Source organism: Achromobacter sp. Root565 (assembly GCF_001427425.1).
In the GTDB taxonomy this organism is placed as follows: domain Bacteria; phylum Pseudomonadota; class Gammaproteobacteria; order Burkholderiales; family Burkholderiaceae_B; genus Achromobacter; species Achromobacter spanius_D.
The window spans coordinates 88,087-103,264 of sequence record NZ_LMGO01000005.1 but is presented as its reverse complement, the minus strand read 5'-3'; the positions used below and the strand labels follow the sequence as shown (position 1 = coordinate 103,264).

At 64.5% G+C, this 15,178-nt stretch carries 18 protein-coding genes and 1 tRNA gene; 11 read left to right on the top strand and 8 right to left on the bottom strand.

Features of this window, described 5'->3' with window-relative positions; translation table 11 throughout:
* Positions 1 to 17: 17 nt before the first annotated feature.
* Positions 18 to 476, top strand: a complete 459-nt coding sequence (locus tag ASD71_RS17130; RefSeq protein WP_056567264.1) for a cytochrome c — start codon at positions 18 to 20, stop codon at positions 474 to 476.
* An 89-nt stretch (positions 477 to 565) separates the two neighbouring features.
* Here the strand turns inward: ASD71_RS17130 and ASD71_RS17125 are convergent, their stop codons facing one another.
* The 3 genes from ASD71_RS17125 to ASD71_RS17115 all read right to left on the bottom strand — a co-directional run bounded on the left by ASD71_RS17125 (position 566) and on the right by ASD71_RS17115 (position 2,633).
* The gene (locus tag ASD71_RS17125; RefSeq protein WP_056567261.1) at positions 566 to 1,258 is read right to left on the bottom strand and encodes a cytochrome b/b6 domain-containing protein; all 693 of its coding nucleotides are present in this window, start codon (positions 1,256 to 1,258) and stop codon (positions 566 to 568) included.
* Between the two features lie 86 nt (positions 1,259 to 1,344).
* A complete protein-coding gene (locus ASD71_RS17120; RefSeq protein WP_056567258.1) occupies positions 1,345 to 1,626 on the bottom strand; it encodes a hypothetical protein in 282 nt (93 codons plus the stop codon).
* 647 nt (positions 1,627 to 2,273) lie between these two features.
* Positions 2,274 to 2,633 carry a hypothetical protein gene (locus tag ASD71_RS17115; RefSeq protein ID WP_056567256.1) on the bottom strand — a complete coding sequence of 120 codons (360 nt, stop codon included), beginning with the start codon at positions 2,631 to 2,633 and terminating at the stop codon, positions 2,274 to 2,276.
* 225 nt (positions 2,634 to 2,858) lie between these two features.
* On the opposite strand from ASD71_RS17115, the gene ASD71_RS17110 reads away from it, so the two are divergent.
* The 4 genes from ASD71_RS17110 (at position 2,859) to ASD71_RS17095 (ending at position 6,908) form a co-directional block, all read left to right on the top strand.
* Entirely contained in the window at positions 2,859 to 3,572 is a 714-nt protein-coding gene (locus ASD71_RS17110) for a DUF3053 family protein (RefSeq protein WP_056569362.1), read from the top strand.
* Between the two features lie 91 nt (positions 3,573 to 3,663).
* Positions 3,664 to 4,845, top strand: a complete 1,182-nt coding sequence (locus ASD71_RS17105; protein WP_235512243.1) for an AI-2E family transporter — start codon at positions 3,664 to 3,666, stop codon at positions 4,843 to 4,845.
* A 105-nt stretch (positions 4,846 to 4,950) separates the two neighbouring features.
* Positions 4,951 to 5,172: a hypothetical protein gene (locus tag ASD71_RS17100; RefSeq protein WP_056567253.1), complete on the top strand. Its 222-nt coding sequence runs from the start codon at positions 4,951 to 4,953 to the stop codon at positions 5,170 to 5,172.
* 161 nt (positions 5,173 to 5,333) lie between these two features.
* Positions 5,334 to 6,908 carry a sensor domain-containing diguanylate cyclase gene (locus ASD71_RS17095; protein WP_056567252.1) on the top strand — a complete coding sequence of 525 codons (1,575 nt, stop codon included), beginning with the start codon at positions 5,334 to 5,336 and terminating at the stop codon, positions 6,906 to 6,908.
* Positions 6,909 to 6,930: 22 nt separating this feature from the next.
* On the opposite strand, the gene ASD71_RS17090 is transcribed toward ASD71_RS17095, so the two are convergent.
* Entirely contained in the window at positions 6,931 to 7,245 is a 315-nt protein-coding gene (locus ASD71_RS17090; RefSeq protein ID WP_235512242.1) for a 6-phosphofructokinase, read from the bottom strand.
* A 21-nt stretch (positions 7,246 to 7,266) separates the two neighbouring features.
* On the opposite strand from ASD71_RS17090, the gene yddG reads away from it, so the two are divergent.
* Positions 7,267 to 8,175, top strand: coding sequence for an aromatic amino acid DMT transporter YddG (gene yddG, locus ASD71_RS17085; RefSeq protein ID WP_056567247.1), 909 nt, complete (start codon positions 7,267 to 7,269; stop codon positions 8,173 to 8,175).
* Between the two features lie 26 nt (positions 8,176 to 8,201).
* Here yddG and ASD71_RS17080 read toward each other — a convergent pair whose 3' ends face one another.
* Positions 8,202 to 8,393, bottom strand: a complete 192-nt coding sequence (locus ASD71_RS17080; RefSeq protein WP_056567242.1) for a hypothetical protein — start codon at positions 8,391 to 8,393, stop codon at positions 8,202 to 8,204.
* Between the two features lie 152 nt (positions 8,394 to 8,545).
* Here ASD71_RS17080 and ASD71_RS17075 point away from each other — a divergent pair, with 152 nt between their 5' ends.
* From ASD71_RS17075 to ASD71_RS17065, 3 genes are all read left to right on the top strand, one after another.
* Entirely contained in the window at positions 8,546 to 8,905 is a 360-nt protein-coding gene (locus ASD71_RS17075) for a hypothetical protein (protein WP_235512240.1), read from the top strand.
* A 107-nt stretch (positions 8,906 to 9,012) separates the two neighbouring features.
* Positions 9,013 to 9,204: a hypothetical protein gene (locus tag ASD71_RS17070; protein WP_056567236.1), complete on the top strand. Its 192-nt coding sequence runs from the start codon at positions 9,013 to 9,015 to the stop codon at positions 9,202 to 9,204.
* A gap of 201 nt (positions 9,205 to 9,405) precedes the next feature.
* Positions 9,406 to 10,329, top strand: a complete 924-nt coding sequence (locus ASD71_RS17065; protein ID WP_056567232.1) for a hypothetical protein — start codon at positions 9,406 to 9,408, stop codon at positions 10,327 to 10,329.
* A gap of 66 nt (positions 10,330 to 10,395) precedes the next feature.
* Here the strand turns inward: ASD71_RS17065 and ASD71_RS17060 are convergent.
* The 3 genes from ASD71_RS17060 to egtD all read right to left on the bottom strand — a co-directional run bounded on the left by ASD71_RS17060 (position 10,396) and on the right by egtD (position 12,906).
* Positions 10,396 to 10,472 (bottom strand) — tRNA-Met (locus ASD71_RS17060).
* 104 nt (positions 10,473 to 10,576) lie between these two features.
* Positions 10,577 to 11,893 carry an ergothioneine biosynthesis protein EgtB gene (egtB, locus tag ASD71_RS17055; RefSeq protein WP_056567229.1) on the bottom strand — a complete coding sequence of 439 codons (1,317 nt, stop codon included), beginning with the start codon at positions 11,891 to 11,893 and terminating at the stop codon, positions 10,577 to 10,579.
* A gap of 35 nt (positions 11,894 to 11,928) precedes the next feature.
* Positions 11,929 to 12,906 (bottom strand): L-histidine N(alpha)-methyltransferase, encoded by a 978-nt coding sequence (egtD, locus tag ASD71_RS17050; RefSeq protein ID WP_056567227.1) that lies wholly within the window; start codon positions 12,904 to 12,906, stop codon positions 11,929 to 11,931.
* Positions 12,907 to 13,278: 372 nt separating this feature from the next.
* Between egtD and ASD71_RS17045 the strand changes: the two genes are divergently transcribed.
* Both ASD71_RS17045 and ASD71_RS17040 read left to right on the top strand, forming a co-directional pair.
* Positions 13,279 to 13,614: a YqjD family protein gene (locus ASD71_RS17045; RefSeq protein ID WP_056567225.1), complete on the top strand. Its 336-nt coding sequence runs from the start codon at positions 13,279 to 13,281 to the stop codon at positions 13,612 to 13,614.
* Between the two features lie 9 nt (positions 13,615 to 13,623).
* The gene (locus tag ASD71_RS17040) at positions 13,624 to 15,120 is read left to right on the top strand and encodes a phosphatidylserine/phosphatidylglycerophosphate/cardiolipin synthase family protein (RefSeq protein ID WP_082578984.1); all 1,497 of its coding nucleotides are present in this window, start codon (positions 13,624 to 13,626) and stop codon (positions 15,118 to 15,120) included.
* The last annotated feature ends 58 nt before the right edge of the window (positions 15,121 to 15,178 follow it).

The window sequence follows — 15,178 nt, the reverse complement described above, 5'->3', positions numbered from 1 at the left end:
ACCTACGGGAGATAGCAATGAAGAAGTTGTCCACGCTCGCTGCGCTGGCCTGTATGACGGTGGGTCCGCTGCTGGCGACGTCTGCCTCCGCGCAATTCGCCAAGCCCGAAGATGCGGTCAAGTATCGCCAGTCGGCGCTTTCGCTGATCGGCTCGCATTTCGGCCGCATGGCGCCGGTGGTCAAGGGCCAGGCGCCCTATGACGCCGCGCAGATCAAGGCCAATGTCGATGTTCTGAAGACGCTGTCGGCATTGCCGTGGGCGGGTTTCGGTCCGGGTACGGAAGGCGGCGACGCCCGTCCGGAAGTCTGGAGCGATGCCGCGGGCTTCAAGCAGAAGCAGCAGGCGTTCCAGGACAACATCGTGAAGCTGTCGGCAGCCGCCGATGCAGGCGACCTGGACAAGCTGCGCGCGGCATTCGGCGACGTCGGCGCCAGTTGCAAGGCCTGCCACGATTCGTACCGCAAGAAGAAATAAGGCGCCGGGCCGTCATTCCGGCCCTTCGTTGTTTCAAGCAAAAAGCCCCGCTCGGGGCTTTTTGTTTTGCGCTTCTTGATTGGGCGCGGTCAGGAGAACGACATGTCGGACACGATCTCGAGCGATCGTATCCACAGCACCAGCCCGGTCACGCAGGCGCCCAGCAGCAGGGCGCGCAGCCAGATGGCCAGGCCATCCTGTGCGGGCGGCGTGCCGGCGGGAACGTCCTTGGCATCGACGTTGCCGGTGATGATGGCGCGCACCAGACGCTTGCGGCGCACGACGACGTACCAGGTGACGGCCAGCAGGTGGAGGGCGACCAGGCCGATGATGACCCACTCGTTGAGCTTGTGCCAGGACGTCATGGCGCTGGCCGTGGCTTCGGAAACATGCCCGAACAGTGGGCCCTGCGTCATGATGTCGTCGGTGGTGAACAGGCCGCTGACCGCCTGAAAGCCCACGACCAGCAACAGCGCCATAACCGACAGGGCGCCCAGCGGATTGTGGCCGGCGGGTGCTGCTGCGCCCTTCAGGTAGCGGGCCACGGCGCCGGGGCCGCGAACGAAATGCGCGAACCGGGCATAGCGCGGTCCGGCAAAGCCCCAGAGCACGCGAAAGAGGATGAGGCCCAGCGCCGTACAGCCGAAGCGCACGTGCCAGTCCATATACAGGCCGCCCAGCTTTACGCTGACGAACGCGCCGACGATGCAGACGACAAGCGCCCAGTGAAAGAGTCGGGTGGGGAGGTCCCAGATGCGGACCGCGAGACGATTGTTCTGCATGGTGAGATCAGCGGGCTGAAGTTGCAGGGAATTTATCACGCACAAAGCAAACCGCCGCGGGGTAAGCGCGGCGGGGTGGGGTCAGCTCAGCGAGCGTTACGGCGCACCGGTTCGATGCGATGCACATGCTCGTGGCGGAACCGGATGCGCTGGGCGGGCGTCCTCAAAGCGGGCGCGCCGCACGGCACGACTTCGGTGGTGTAAGTGGTGGTGCCGTTGATCGGCGCGTTGAAGATGACCGTGGCGCGGATCTCGGGGCCGTTGGCCGGCTTCAGGTAGACGATGTCGCCGATGTGGATGGGCATGTCGTCGAGCTGGGTGTGGGCCGGGCGTCGGATCAGGTCGGTGGTGGTGAAACGAGTATTCATGTTGTGTGTTCTCTTTAGGTTCTAGTTATTGGAAAAGCTGCGTCTTGTCATGGTGTGCGCGTGGCGGCCAAATGCCGGGCACGTGGCCGGATATTCGCGTCGCGCCTTGTCCGCCGGATGTATTGGACAGGCATTACATGACACTAACGCATTGCTGCCGCCGTTCTTTTGCGCATTCTCATGTTTTTTGCGCGCCGGGCCGGCGTTGAGATGCCTTCGTCCAGTCTTGGAGAGCATCGGTCGGGCTGCGGGGCGCAGGCGCGTTGGCGTGCACCCGTGCAGCCCTGGGTGCGCACAGAGTGGGTTGGCTCTGGCGCTCGCGGTGGTTGGACCGCGGCATGCGTCGCTGCTTTCGGAAAAGCAACTTGTTATGTAGGTGTATCTGCTTCAGGCCGATCCGGACTGGCGAAAGGGCGAAGGCGTATGGTTTCCGATGGCGCTCTGGGTTTGCGTATTTTGCGTTGTACTTCGCAAGGACGGCAGAGCTTACGGGGTGGATCTATCTGCTGCAGTCGCTTATAGCGGACATGGCGTACCGGAGCGGTGCGAACACCCGACTGCGTAGATCCAATTGTCGATAATATCGGCAATTGGGTGATTATGCAAGCATTTTGGCCGGATAGACGTCTGGCCGTGTAAAAACCGCCTCAGTGCGACGCGGGGCGGGCCTGGCGTTGGGCCTCGATGATGAGGCCTTCCAGGCGTGGCGACATGCGCAGCGCCACCTGGGCGCTGGTCGTGCCATCTGGCTGCGGCAGGGTTTCCAGCGCCAGCTCGATGCGCTCGTCGTCGAAGGCCTCGGGCGCCGCCTGGATCTCCACATAGCGTTCCAGCAACGCGTCCACGGCCTTCTGGGCGTCGGCCAACGCTTCTTCCGACAGCTTGCCGTGGCCAAGGTACTGGTTCACCACTCGCGCCAGATCGTTCATGAAGTGGAGCAAGGCGTTCGCGCCGCGGCAATCCGGGAGCGTGAAACCCCAGGGCAGGGGGGAAGCGTTCTGTGTCATGTGGTCAGCCAAGGCAATGTTGCTGGCGGCTGCCTGCCGCCGAATCCGTGATTTTAGAGGACGCGGGCGCTGCGGGCACGGGCGGGGCCGCCCTGTGTCAACTCGCTTCGATGGCAACAAATTTCGCCCCTTCCGGTCCCAGGGTCGACGCTACCGGATAATCTTCCGGAATGGCCCGTTCCATTTCGGCCGTAATCTGCAGAATCGGAGTGCAAAAGGATGCGCATGAATTTGGTCCGTGCGTGGGTGACAGGCATGGCGGTGGTCTCGATGCTGTTGCTGGCGGCATGCGTCAACAAAGAGCCGCAGGAACGCGCCGCCTTCATACAGCTTCTGCAGGTCCGCATGAACAACGTGACGCTCGTGCCGATCGGCCTCTTGAGCAAGCCGGAAAAGGAAGCGATCGGCGGCTACGACGACGCGTACGAGGTGATGACGGACTTCCAGGACGCCATGGCCAAGGCCGCCGCGCCGCTGCGCGAGGTCCTGTCCGTGGAGACGATCCGGTCGGTGAGCGACATCGTGGAGCGCAAGGCCAGCCTGCAGGCGGCCCGCAAGACGCTGGCCGACAGCGCCACGCAGGTCCAGGCCGCGCGAAGCAAAGCCGATAAGGCGCGCGCGGACCTGGCGTTGCCCGCGGACCTCGCGCCCGTGTATGAGGGCGTCTACGACGAGGCGGTGACTGCGCCCGCCGCCGACATGATGGAAGCCGCGGCCCGGATGGACGCGGTCGCCCGCGACGCGCTGGCCATTGCGGACTTTGTGGCGGCCAACGCCGCGGACGTGCGCTTCGAGGACGGGCAAACCAAGGTGGCCAAACCCACGTTGCAACAGGAACTGAACCTGCGGCTGCAAGCCCTGAATGCGCAGTCCGACGGGCTGGAAGCCGCGCGCGCCACGCTGCTGCAAGCGGCAAGCGCGGGTACAACGGCGCCATAGCGGTTCGGCAGCCCCATCGCGATCCGAGCGCCGCCCGGCGGCGCTTTGTACAATGCGGCTCTTGCGGCGCATGCCGTGGCGTGGACGGACTATGAGCGAATCTTCAGGCGTGCATTACAGAACCTTCGTGCTTTTGCTCGTGGTGGTCACCATCGCGTTCGGCTGGCTGTTGTGGCCTTTCTATGGGGCCGTGTTCTGGGGCACCATTCTTGCCATCCTTTTCGCCCCCTTGCAGCGCCGCCTGGTGGCGCGCATCGGCGGCCGGCGCAATCTGGCCGCGCTGATCACGCTGCTGCTGGTGCTGCTGCTGGTGATTCTTCCGCTCGTCGTGATCAGCGGGTCGCTGGTGAGCGAAGGTGCCAACCTCTATCAAAGCATCAAGTCTGGCCAGATCAACTTTGGCGCGTACTTCCAGCAGGCCATGGACGCCTTGCCGCCGTCGGTGCATGCGCTGCTGGCGCGCTTCGACCTGGCCGACATCCCCAGCCTGCAGGACAAGCTGAGCGCCGGCGCGATGCAGGCGAGCCAGTTCCTGGCGACACAGGCGTTGAACATCGGACAGGACACGTTCCAGTTCGTGGTCAGCTTCGGCATCATGCTGTACCTGCTGTTCTTCCTGCTTCGCGACGGCCCGCTGCTGTCGGCGCGGCTGCGGCGCGCGGTGCCGCTGAGCGACATGCACAAGCAGCATCTGTTCCGCAAGTTCACGACTGTCGTGCGCGCCACCGTCAAGGGCAACGTCGCAGTGGCGGCCGCGCAGGGCGCGCTGGGCGGCATCATCTTTTCCATCCTGTCGATCCAGGGCGCGCTGCTGTGGGGTGTGATCATGGCATTCCTGTCGCTGCTCCCGGCGATCGGTGCGGGGCTGATCTGGGCGCCGGTGGCCGTGTACTTCCTGCTGACGGGCGACGTGGTCAAGGGCGCCGTGCTCATCGCGTTCGGCGTACTGGTCATTGGCATGGTCGACAACGTGCTGCGGCCCATTCTCGTGGGCAAGGACACGAAGATGCCCGACTACGTGATCCTGATCTCCACATTGGGCGGCATGGCGTTGTTCGGCCTGAACGGCTTTGTGATCGGTCCGCTGATCGCGGCGCTGTTCATGGCAAGCTGGGATCTGTTCTCGCCGGCGGCAAGTGATCCGACGGTCGTCCCCGCAGCGAGCGCGCCGCTGCCGGGCAACCCCGTGGCCGGCACGCCGCCGGCAGCCGGCGGCGCTGCTGCGGGTACGCAGGCAGCACTGGCTCAAGACCGGCACTCCCGCGACGATTGACCGCGCCGGGCGCCCATGCGCGCCCGGCCGGGTGTATGGTGTAGCAGCGCCGGCCATCGCGGCCGGCCTTTCGTGTCAACTTCGCCAAACAGGAGCGCGTTGGATATGGAATGGAAACTGCATCGGTCGGGCTGGATCGAAGAACGCAACTTTGACATCGAATTTGCCGAAACGCCTGACGGGTATCACACCCGCGTGCGCATCTTCGGCTTTCCCATCCTGGAAGACACCAAGCACGTGTTTCCCAACGAGGCGCTGGCAGAAAAAGGCGCGCTGACGCTGCTCAAGAGCCAATTTGCCGGCACGCCCGATCTGGAAGAGAAGTAGCCTGCCAAGGGGCGGCAGCGGGGGCGTTCTGCAATAATCTTTTGGTTTCCATCCAGGCCCGGCGGGGGTGCCGGGGGGGCGTATCGGGAGGCGCATGAGCCCACTGGAGTTGTTTCGGTCGAACGTCCGCGCGATGCGGATCCTGAGCGGCGAGGCGCGCCATGGCTGACGGCGAAACGCTTGCCGGTGCGCGCCGGCGCCGGACGCGCCGCTATTCCATGCGGACGGGCCTGCTGGCCCTCGTCTTTGCCTGTATTTCTCCAGCGCTCCTCGTGGCGACGGTCGCGGTCTACGAAAGCTACGTCATCCAGAAGGAACGCATCTTTCGCGACACGATCTTCCTGGCGCGCAATCTCACGGCAATCCTCGATCGCGAGCTCACTGGCGTTGAAGCCGGCCTGCAGATGCTGGCTTCGTCTCCGGACCTGGTCGAAGGAGACCTTGCCGGCTTCCATCGCCGCGCGCGCGAGTCCGTGCGGTTCCAGATCGTCGACAGCTACGTCCTGACCAATAAGGAAGGGCGCCAGATCATCAACACGCAGGTGCCCTATGGCACGGCGTTGCCGTCCACGGGTGCCCCTGATCAACTGCTTCGCGTCTTCCAGTCGCGCATGCCCGTGCTGACGGGTCTGTTCGCCGGCGGTCTGAACAAGGATCCCACCATCGCGCTGGGCGTGCCGGTCGTGCGAGGCGGGGAGGTGGTCTACAGCCTGAACGTGGGACTGTCGCCCGAGCGCATCGGCAACGTGTTGGGCCGCCGCGCCTTGCCCGAGGGCTGGGTGGCCGCGGTGTTGGACGACTCCGGAACCATCGTCGCCCGCACCCGCGACACGTCGAAATTCGTCGGCCAGAAGGCGGTGCCGGCGCTGGCCCGCGCTGTCCAGCAGGAAGGCGAAGGATCGCTGGAAACGATTACCAAGGAAGGCACGCCGGTCTACACCGCGTTCAGCCGGTCGGCGCTATCGGGCTGGACGGTTGCCGCGGGTGCGCCGATGCAGTTGCTGACCACGGACCTCTACCGCTCCATTGCGTGGATCGGTTTGGGCACGTTGTTCGCATTCGGCCTGGGGTTGTGGCTGGCCCTCAGGCTGGCGAGCCGGCTGACGTCGGCAGTGCAAGGGCTGGTCGCGCCAGCGCTGGCGCTGGGCGAGGGCCGCACCGTGGAGCTGCCGGCCACGCGCATCAAGGAAGCCCAGGAGGTCGGGGCCGCGATGCTGCAGGCATCGCGCATGCTGGCGCGCGCGCAGCACCTGGCGCACTACGATCCGCTGACCGGCTTGTGCAATCGGGTGCTGTTCGGCGAGCTCGTGCTGCGCGAGCTGGCGGTCGCGCAGCGCAGCGGCGATTCGTTCTCGATCCTGGCGATCGACCTGGACGGCTTCAAGGCCGTCAACGACATGCACGGCCACGCCGCGGGCGACACGGTGCTCAAGGAGGCCGCCGACCGCATGGCAAGCGCCATCCGGGTTTCCGACGTGGCGGCACGCCTTGGCGGTGACGAGTTCGCGGTGCTGCTGCTGGGCGCCAATCAAGAGGACGCGCGGCTGGTGGCCGAGGCGCTGGTCGAGAGCCTGTCGCTGCCGTATCCCAACGTTCGCGTCGCGGTGTCGGCGAGCATCGGGATTGCGGTGTATCCCCAATCGGGCGCCACCATGCTGCAATTGCTCGAGCGCGCCGATGTGGCGTTGTATCGGGCCAAGGGCCTGGGCAAGCGGCGGGTGGCGCTGGACCAGTGAGTCCGGCGCCAGGCCGGACGCGTCAGGTGCCGTGGCGCGGCGTCAGGGCCGTCACGACTTCGCCTGATCCCAGGCGATAGCGCTTATCGTCCAGCGCGATGACGGAATCGCCTTCGGATGTTCTGAATATGTAGCGCAAGCCGGCGCGCGGCACGGCATCAGCCCCCGCATCCTCCGTCCGCAAGAACACTTCAATGCGGTAAAGCCGCCCCGAATTCGTGCTTGCCAGCACGTCGCTCAACCTGCGTGTGGAAATAGCCATGCCGCGATTTCTCCGTTCGGTTTTCGCTAAACTTGCCGCCTTGGCGCCGGGCCAGCCCAGTTCTTGCACAGGCACGGCGCGCAATCGGAAACAGTAATGCAATTGAATCCTGGCCGGAATGCGGCCACTTCCCTCGGTTTGCTGGCGATCCTGCTGTGGGGCACGGTCGTCGGACTGATTCGAGGCGTCAGTGAAAACTTCGGCCCGATCGGCGGCGCCGCGCTCATATATTCGGTGGGTTCGATCTTCCTGGTGTTGTTGCTGGGCTTTCCCAAGCTGCGCACGTTTCCCCGGTCCTACCTCATCGTGGGCAGCCTGCTGTTTGTCGCTTATGAGATCTGCCTGTCGCTGTCGCTGGGATTCGCAGTCGATCGCGGACAAGCCATCGAGTTGGGCATCGTCAACTACCTGTGGCCGTGCCTGACGGTGGTGTTTGCCATGCTCATCAACGGCCAGCGGGCAAGCGTCTGGGTAGCGCCGGGCATCTTGTTGTCGGTTTGCGGCATCGTGTGGGTCGTGGGCGGAGCCGGCGGGCTGTCGTATGAACGCACCGTCGCCAATGTGTCGAGCAATCCTCTCAGTTATGGATTGGCCTTCAGCGGCGCCATCATCTGGGCCGTGTATTGCAACGTGACCAAGCGCTTTGCCGACGGCAAGAACGGTGTCGCGCTGTTTTTCGTGCTGACCGCTGCTGTCCTGTGGATCAAGTACGCGATCAGCGCGGAACCCGCGCTTGCGTTCACGACGCCGGCCACGATCGAGCTATGCGTGGCCGGTGGCGCATTGGCCAGCGGCTACGCATTCTGGAACGTGGGGATACTGCGAGGCAACCTGACCTTGCTGGCCACCGCGTCGTACTTCACGCCTGTCTTCTCCACCTTTTTTGCCGCGCTCTGGTTGGCGACGCCGCTTACCCTGTCGTTCTGGCAGGGCGTGGCGATGGTCACCGCCGGTTCATTGTTGTGTTGGGCGGCAACCCGCGGCAGACCGGCCCGTAACGGATAGTCCGGGCCTGGCCTTCGGTGGGGAGACTACTCGACGAGCATCGTCAGGGCAACGGCGAACCCCAGCGGAACCAGCATTAGCGATGCAAAGGTGGAACTCACAATCGCCGCCGATATCTTCAGCCAGGGTTCGGGCCCTGCGCTTCGTATCGTTTGAATCACCAACGCGACGATACCCATAACCATCAAACAGCTCATGAAAACTGCTACGTAAGTCATGTTGTCTCCGTCCTCGCCTTATTTAGGGGATTCGGCGCCGCTGAGCGGTCTTGATGTTTGAGACGATTGTGCGCCTGTATTGCAGGACTGCACCCTAGGGTTTTCCTTGCCGGTCGTCGGCTTTGTGGCGTATTAGCCGCGCACGCTGCAGCATGAAATCGGTGTGCGGACGCAGCATTTTCCAGGCGTCGTATTCGGGGGCGGCGGCTTGGCGCGATTGCGCTACGATGGCGTCATCGAAACACCGAAGAGGCCGCCAGATGCCGCAAGAATTACGTCCCGGCACGCGCGCCACCCTGCAGGTCCGCCAGCTTTCGCCTGGTGAATTTGCGTGGATCATCACCTTGCTTGATCCCCAATCCGGGAATGTGCGCAGCACCAATTACTCGGACAGGCGATACGCCAGCCAGGATGAAGCCTCCGCCGCCGGCAAGGCCGCCGTTGTTGCTTTTCTTGCGGGCGATGCCCCCGACCGTGGGGTCGCTTTGACCGGCAGCAAGCGCAAGGACTGACGGATTTGCGCTTTCCTCAAAGGCACTGAACCCTTGAAAGGTCTCGGGCACGCCATTTGCTGATGCTCAACCGAAGCGCGTCTTGCGCTGCTTGAGGAGAGGCAATCATGTCCCAGATCCCGCATCGAGAACCCGGTCAACCGGACGATCTTACGCCCGACGATCCGGCGCTTCCGGGCAATGCCCCTGCGGACGATCCGCGTCCGGACCCGGGTCGTCCCACCGACAATCCCGACGTCATCGATCCCACGCCGCCCGCGCCGGATCCCCGCGCCCCGGGCACCATCGACCTGGCCTGATTTCGGCCAGCGACATTTCCATCCAGATCCATTCATCGAAGCAAGGAGGTTTCCATGCGCTCCATCCTGTTGTGGCTGCTTGGCGTGCCCATTCCGATCATCATTCTGCTGGCATTGTTCTGGCACTGAAGGCCGGTTCGTCATTCCCGCTTTGGCACCCGCGTCTGCGCGGCTGCGTAAGACTCTGGACAAGGATCGATCATGCAAAATACGTCTTCATTGAGCCAACCCTATGCCGATGGCGTGCCTCCACGTGAGTCCGCCATTTCGGCCGTGTCGTGGGCGGCGGTTTTCGCCGGCGCGGTGATTGCCGCCGCGCTCTCGCTCGCGTTGTTTGCCGGTGGCACCGGCCTGGGTTTCCTGTCCGTATCGCCGTGGGGCGACGAGGGCGTGTCGGCCCCGACCATCGGTATCGGCATCATTGTCTGGATGCTGATCACGCAAATCCTCTCGTACGGCATCGGCGGCTATGTCGCCGGACGCCTGCGCACCAAATGGGTCGACGTGCACTCGGATGAGGTCTATTTCCGAGATACGGCGCATGGCTTTCTAGTCTGGGCGCTGAGCGCCGTGGTCAGCGCTGCGCTGCTGGGATCGGCGCTAGCGTCCATGGCATCGGGCGCGGCCAAGGCCGGCGCGGCCGTGGCGGCCACTGCCGGCACCGCGGCGACCGCAGCTGCGACGGCTGGCGCGGCGGGTGCGAGCAATGGCGGCGGCATGGAACGCGCCACCGACTATCTCACCGACACCCTGATGCGCTCGGAACGCCCCGAAGCCAACACCGACCCCGAAGCGGCCCGTGCCGAAGTCGGCCGCGTCGTCGCCATGAGCATCACGCGTGGCGACATGACGCCCGCTGATCGCGACTACGTTGTGAAGGTCGTGGCCGCGCAGGCCGGCGTGGAACCCGCCGTGGCGCAACGCCGCGTCGACGAGGCGATCCAGAACGCCAAGAAGACCGCGGAAGAAGCCAAGGTGAAGGCCAAGGAAGCCGCGGACACGGCTCGCAAGGCCGCTGCGGCGTTTGCGCTGTGGGGCTTTGCGTCGATGCTGATTGGCGCGTTCGTGGCGAGTCTGGCTGCGACGTGGGGTGGGCGTCGACGCGATACGGTGTATCGGACTTGATGGGTTGAGGTTGGTATTGTCCGAATGAAAAAGGCCCGCACAATGTGCGGGCCTTTTTGAATTCTTTGGTGGCGCATCCCTGATTCGAACAGGGGACCTGCGGATTATGATTCCGTCGCTCTAACCGGCTGAGCTAATGCGCCATCTTCTTAGCTGAACAGTTTGCGTTGCAATTGCTGCTCAACGAAGAACGAAATTCTAGCACGAAGTTTTTTTGGAGTGCAAGTGGACGGGCGAAAAAATCCCCTCAATCATCCCGAGCCAGCCGGATGCCCGAGAACTGCCACCGCGCCTCGGGCGGAAAGAAGTTCCGGTAGCTTGGCCGGATGTGATCGCGGGGCGTGGCGCAGGAGCCGCCTCGCAGCACGTACTGGTTGCACATGAATTTGCCGTTGTATTCGCCGACGGCGCCGGCGCTGGGTTTGAATCCGGGGTAGGCATCGTAGCCGCTCGACGTCCATTCCCACGCGTCGCCAAACAGTTGCACGGGACCGCCCTGGCCATTGCGTCCGGGGGCGGGGCGGGTGTCCAGGTGGCCGTTTTCCAGCAGGTTGGCGCGGGCCGAGTAGGTGTCTTCCGAAAGCTGGCGGGCGGCGTGTTCCCATTCGGCTTCTCGCGGGAGCCGCGCGCCTGCCCAGCGCGCGTAGGCATCGGCTTCGAAATAGCTGACGTGCGTGACGGGCGCCTCCCATTCCAGGGGCTGCATGCCGCGCAATGTGAAGACGTGCCAGTCGTCGCCGTCGCTTTCCCAATAGAGCGGCGCGCGCCAGCCTTGCGCGCACACCATGTCCCATCCCATGGACAGCCACAGTTCGGGACGCTCGTACCCGCCATCCTGGATGAAGTCCAGGAATTCGCGCTGGGTCACGAGGCGATCGGACAGGGAGTAGGGCGTCAGCAAGACATCGTGAGCCGGGCCTTCGTTGTCAAAGGCAAACCCGCGTCCGTCGTGGCCGATGCGTGTGACGCCACCTTCGTAGCGGGTCCACCCTGCGTCCGTCGCAGGCGGCAGCGCGGGCTGGCCGGGCGCGACGTACGCGGGCCTGAGCGGATTGGCCGACAGCATGTGCTTCAGATCGGTAAGGATCAGTTCCTGGTGCTGCTGCTCGTGGTTCAGGCCAAGCTCAAGCAACGCGTCGAAGTCGGCATCGTTGCCGCCCAGGCGCGAGATCAGCGCGTGCATGGCCTCGTCGACGTGTTGGCGGTACCGCAAGATCTCGGCGAGCGGGGGGCGCGACAAGAGGCCGCGTTGCGGCCGCGGGTGCTTGGCGCCGACGGCGTTGTAGTAAGAGTTGAAGAGCATCCGGTATTGCGGATGGAAAGGCGGCGTGGATGCGTCGAAGCGCGCCAGCAGGAATGTTTCGAAGAACCAGGTGGTGTGGGCCAGATGCCATTTGACGGGGCTGCAATCCGGCATGGATTGCACCTGGCAATCTTCCGGACTGAGCGGGGCGGCGAGGGCCGAGGTGGTCGAGCGTACGGCATCGTAGCGGTCGTGCTGTCCGGCCTGTCCGCTGGCATAGGGCGCAATGGCGGGATGGGTCAGCAGGCATGCGGGGTCCATGGCGATCCTCCGGGGGCGTCGTGGGTGGTCCCGCGTCAGGCGCGGGCGCTGAAAACAGAAAACCAGTCGCGGGCATCCGACCAGTGCGCGACATCGCGAAAGCCCGCGCGATGAAGCAGGTCGCTGAAGGCCTGTGGCGTGAACTTGTACGAGTTTTCCGTATGGATGCGCTCGCCGCGCTTGAAGTCGCGATGACCGCCGGGCCAGGCGACGCGCAACGCGCGCTGCGCTTCCAGGTGCATCTCCACCCGCGAACGTTCGCTGTTGAAGATGGCCACATGGCGCCAGTCGTCGACATTGAAATCGCTGCCGAGCACCGCATTTACGTGGCGCAGCAGGTTCAGGTTGAACGCGGCCGTCAAATGCAGGGCGTCGTCGTACGCGGGTTCAAGCACGCTTCGGGGCTTGACGCGGTCGACGCCGATCAGCAGGCCACCGCCGGAACACGACTCGCGGATCCGCCGCAGCATGGCGTACGCGCTGTCGGGACCAAGATTGCCGATGCTGGATCCTGGATAGAAGAAAAGGCGCTGCGGCGTCGGTATGTCGTCGGGCAACGCAAGTTCATGCGAGAAATCCTGTCCCACGGCCGTGATCCGCATGTCGGGATAGGACAGCTTCAGCCGCCGTACAGCCGTCTGCAGATAATCGGCCGAGATGTCGACCGGCACGTAGTGGCTGGGCCGCAGGCTGGCGAAAAGCCGCTCGGCCTTGACGCAGTCGCCGGCGCCCAGGTCGACCATGGCCTGCACCGGACCGACGTGGCGGGCGATGTCAGCGCCATGACGCTGAAAGATTTCGTCCTCGCAGCGCGTCGGGTAGTACTCGGGCAACTGCGTGATGGCCGTGAAGAGCGATGAGCCCAGCGCGTCGTATAGGAACTTAGGGTCGATGTGGGCGGAGCTGTCCAGCAACCCATCGTGCAATTCGATCTGCTCGGCGCTTTGATGCTGCGGTTCTTGCGCGACGAATTCAGGAGAAACGGCGGCAAGGAGTGCGGAAGGGGAAACCATGCGTTCAGTTCCTTTTTGGGGCGGTTGAAGCGCATTGAGAAGGCCTATTGTGGCGGCTGAGGGGGTTTGCGTGTCAAGCGCCAAGCCTCTGAATGCAATGGACTTTTACGAAATCGAAAACGCGTTTGGCCGGGCGAGACAAGATGTGCCTGCCGATCCGCACCCGGCGTCAGACGTTGCCATCAGCAAGTTTCGCTCCGCTGAAATATCGGTTTACGGCTGGTTGCGAAAGCTCGGGCAGTTGGGGCCATAGCTATGGACAATGGGGCTTCGGCCATGCGGAACGATGTGTTCCGCGGCCCTGGCGATGCTGCGTTGCATCAGGCAACGGTTGCGTCAGCCGGGACGGTCCAAAAAAACAAGGAGCTAACCATGAATCGAAAGCACCAGCGCGCTGAAATGGCTTTGCATCGTGAACGCGTGAATGACAGCTTCCACGAGCTGCTGGCCGGGACGGAGGATCTCTTGCGTTCGACCGCGTCGTATACGGGCTCCGAAATCGAATCGGCGCGTGCGCGCCTGAAGCGCCAGCTTGCAGATGCACGTGAATCGGCAGGCGGGTGGGAAGGCGTGGCTCGGGAACGGGCACGCCGGGCCACGGCTTACGCAGACGAATACGTGCATGAGAATGCGTGGAAGTCGGTCGGCGTGGCGGCGCTGGTGGGCGCCGTGCTCGGCTGCATCTTCGTGGCGGGCAACCGACGCTAGAGGCGCATCATGAGCCCATTACCGGCCCTGAGCCGGGGTGGGCCGCGCAATGCCTTGCAGGAACTGACGGCCGACGCGCGCCGATGGGCGCGCGCCGTCCTGTTTGCGTGCGTCGCGTCCGTGCTCGCCGCCTGCGCCAGCGTCCCGGACGCGCAGGAACGGCACGCGCGCGCCGCGCAGGCCGGCCTGTCCGCGGATGCGGCGCAGGACAGTTACCGTCGCGGGCAAGGCATTGCAGCGGACCCTCAAACACCCAAGGACGACTTCCTTGCCCGGCACCTGGCGGTGGAGCAGGCGGTCAGCGGCGCGCCGCTGGTCAAGGGCAATCGCGTGCGGTTGCTTACCGACGGTCCCAGCACGTACAAGGCGATGCTCCAGTCCATCGGACAGGCGCGCCGCTACGTCCACATGGAAACCTACATCTTCGAGGATGACGCCGAAGGCCAGCGCTTTGCCGAGGCGCTGATCGCGGCGCGCAACCGGGGCGCCGAGGTCTCGTTGATGGTGGACGCGGTCGGGACGATCAAGACGCCCGATGCGTTGTTTCAGCGCATGCGCGACGCGGGCGTCCAGGTGGCGGTCTTCAATCCCGTCAATCCGGTCAACGCCCGCGCCGGCTGGTCGCCGAACCAACGCAACCACCGCAAGGTGCTGGTCGTCGACGGCAAGGTGGGCTACCTGGGCGGCATCAACGTCAGCAGCGTGTACGAGTCGTCGTCGTTCTCCGGCGGCAGTGGCTCGGGTTCGGGCTCTGGCGGCGGTTCGGGCGGCGGCTCCGGCGATAAGGCCGGCGACCCGCCGGAAGACGCCGATTCCGCGCCGTGGCGCGACACGCATCTGCGCATCGAAGGCCCGGCGGTGGCAGAGTTGGAGCAGGTGCTGCAGGCCGGCTGGGCGTCGCAGGCGAAGGAGCCCATCAAGGGCGGTGATTCGCAGGTTGCGCCGCCTGTCGGCAATACCACGGTCCGCATTCTGGCCAACAAGCCCGACCGCAGCGACGGCTACACGGTCTACCTGACGCTGATGTCCGCCTTCGAAAGCGCGCAGAAATCCATCCACATCACGATGGCGTACTTCGTGCCCGATCCTGCATTTATTGAGGTGCTGCAGTCCGCGGCCCGGCGAGGCGTGGACGTGGTGCTGGTGCTGCCGGGCTTCAGCGATTCGTCGCTGGTGTTCCACGCGGGGCGGTCGCATTACACCGATCTGCTGCGCGCCGGCGTGAAGATCTACGAGCGGCGTGACGCGTTGCTGCATGCGAAGACGGCGGTGGTCGACGGCGTCTGGTCGACCGTGGGATCCAGCAACATGGATTGGCGCAGCTTTGCGCTGAACTATGAGATCAATGCTGTGGTGCTGGGGCCCGAGTTCGCGGCCGAGATGGAGACGCTGTTTCAGCGCGACGTGGCCGATGCCGTGCAGATCACGCCCGAGGCCTGGAAGGAACGCGGCCTGGACGACCGCTTCATGGAGTCGTTCTCGCGCATGTTCGAGCGCTGGTTGTAGCAGACGCGGCGGGCGGCCTTGGCGCGATATGCCGCGCCAGCCCCGTCCGCCGCGCCGA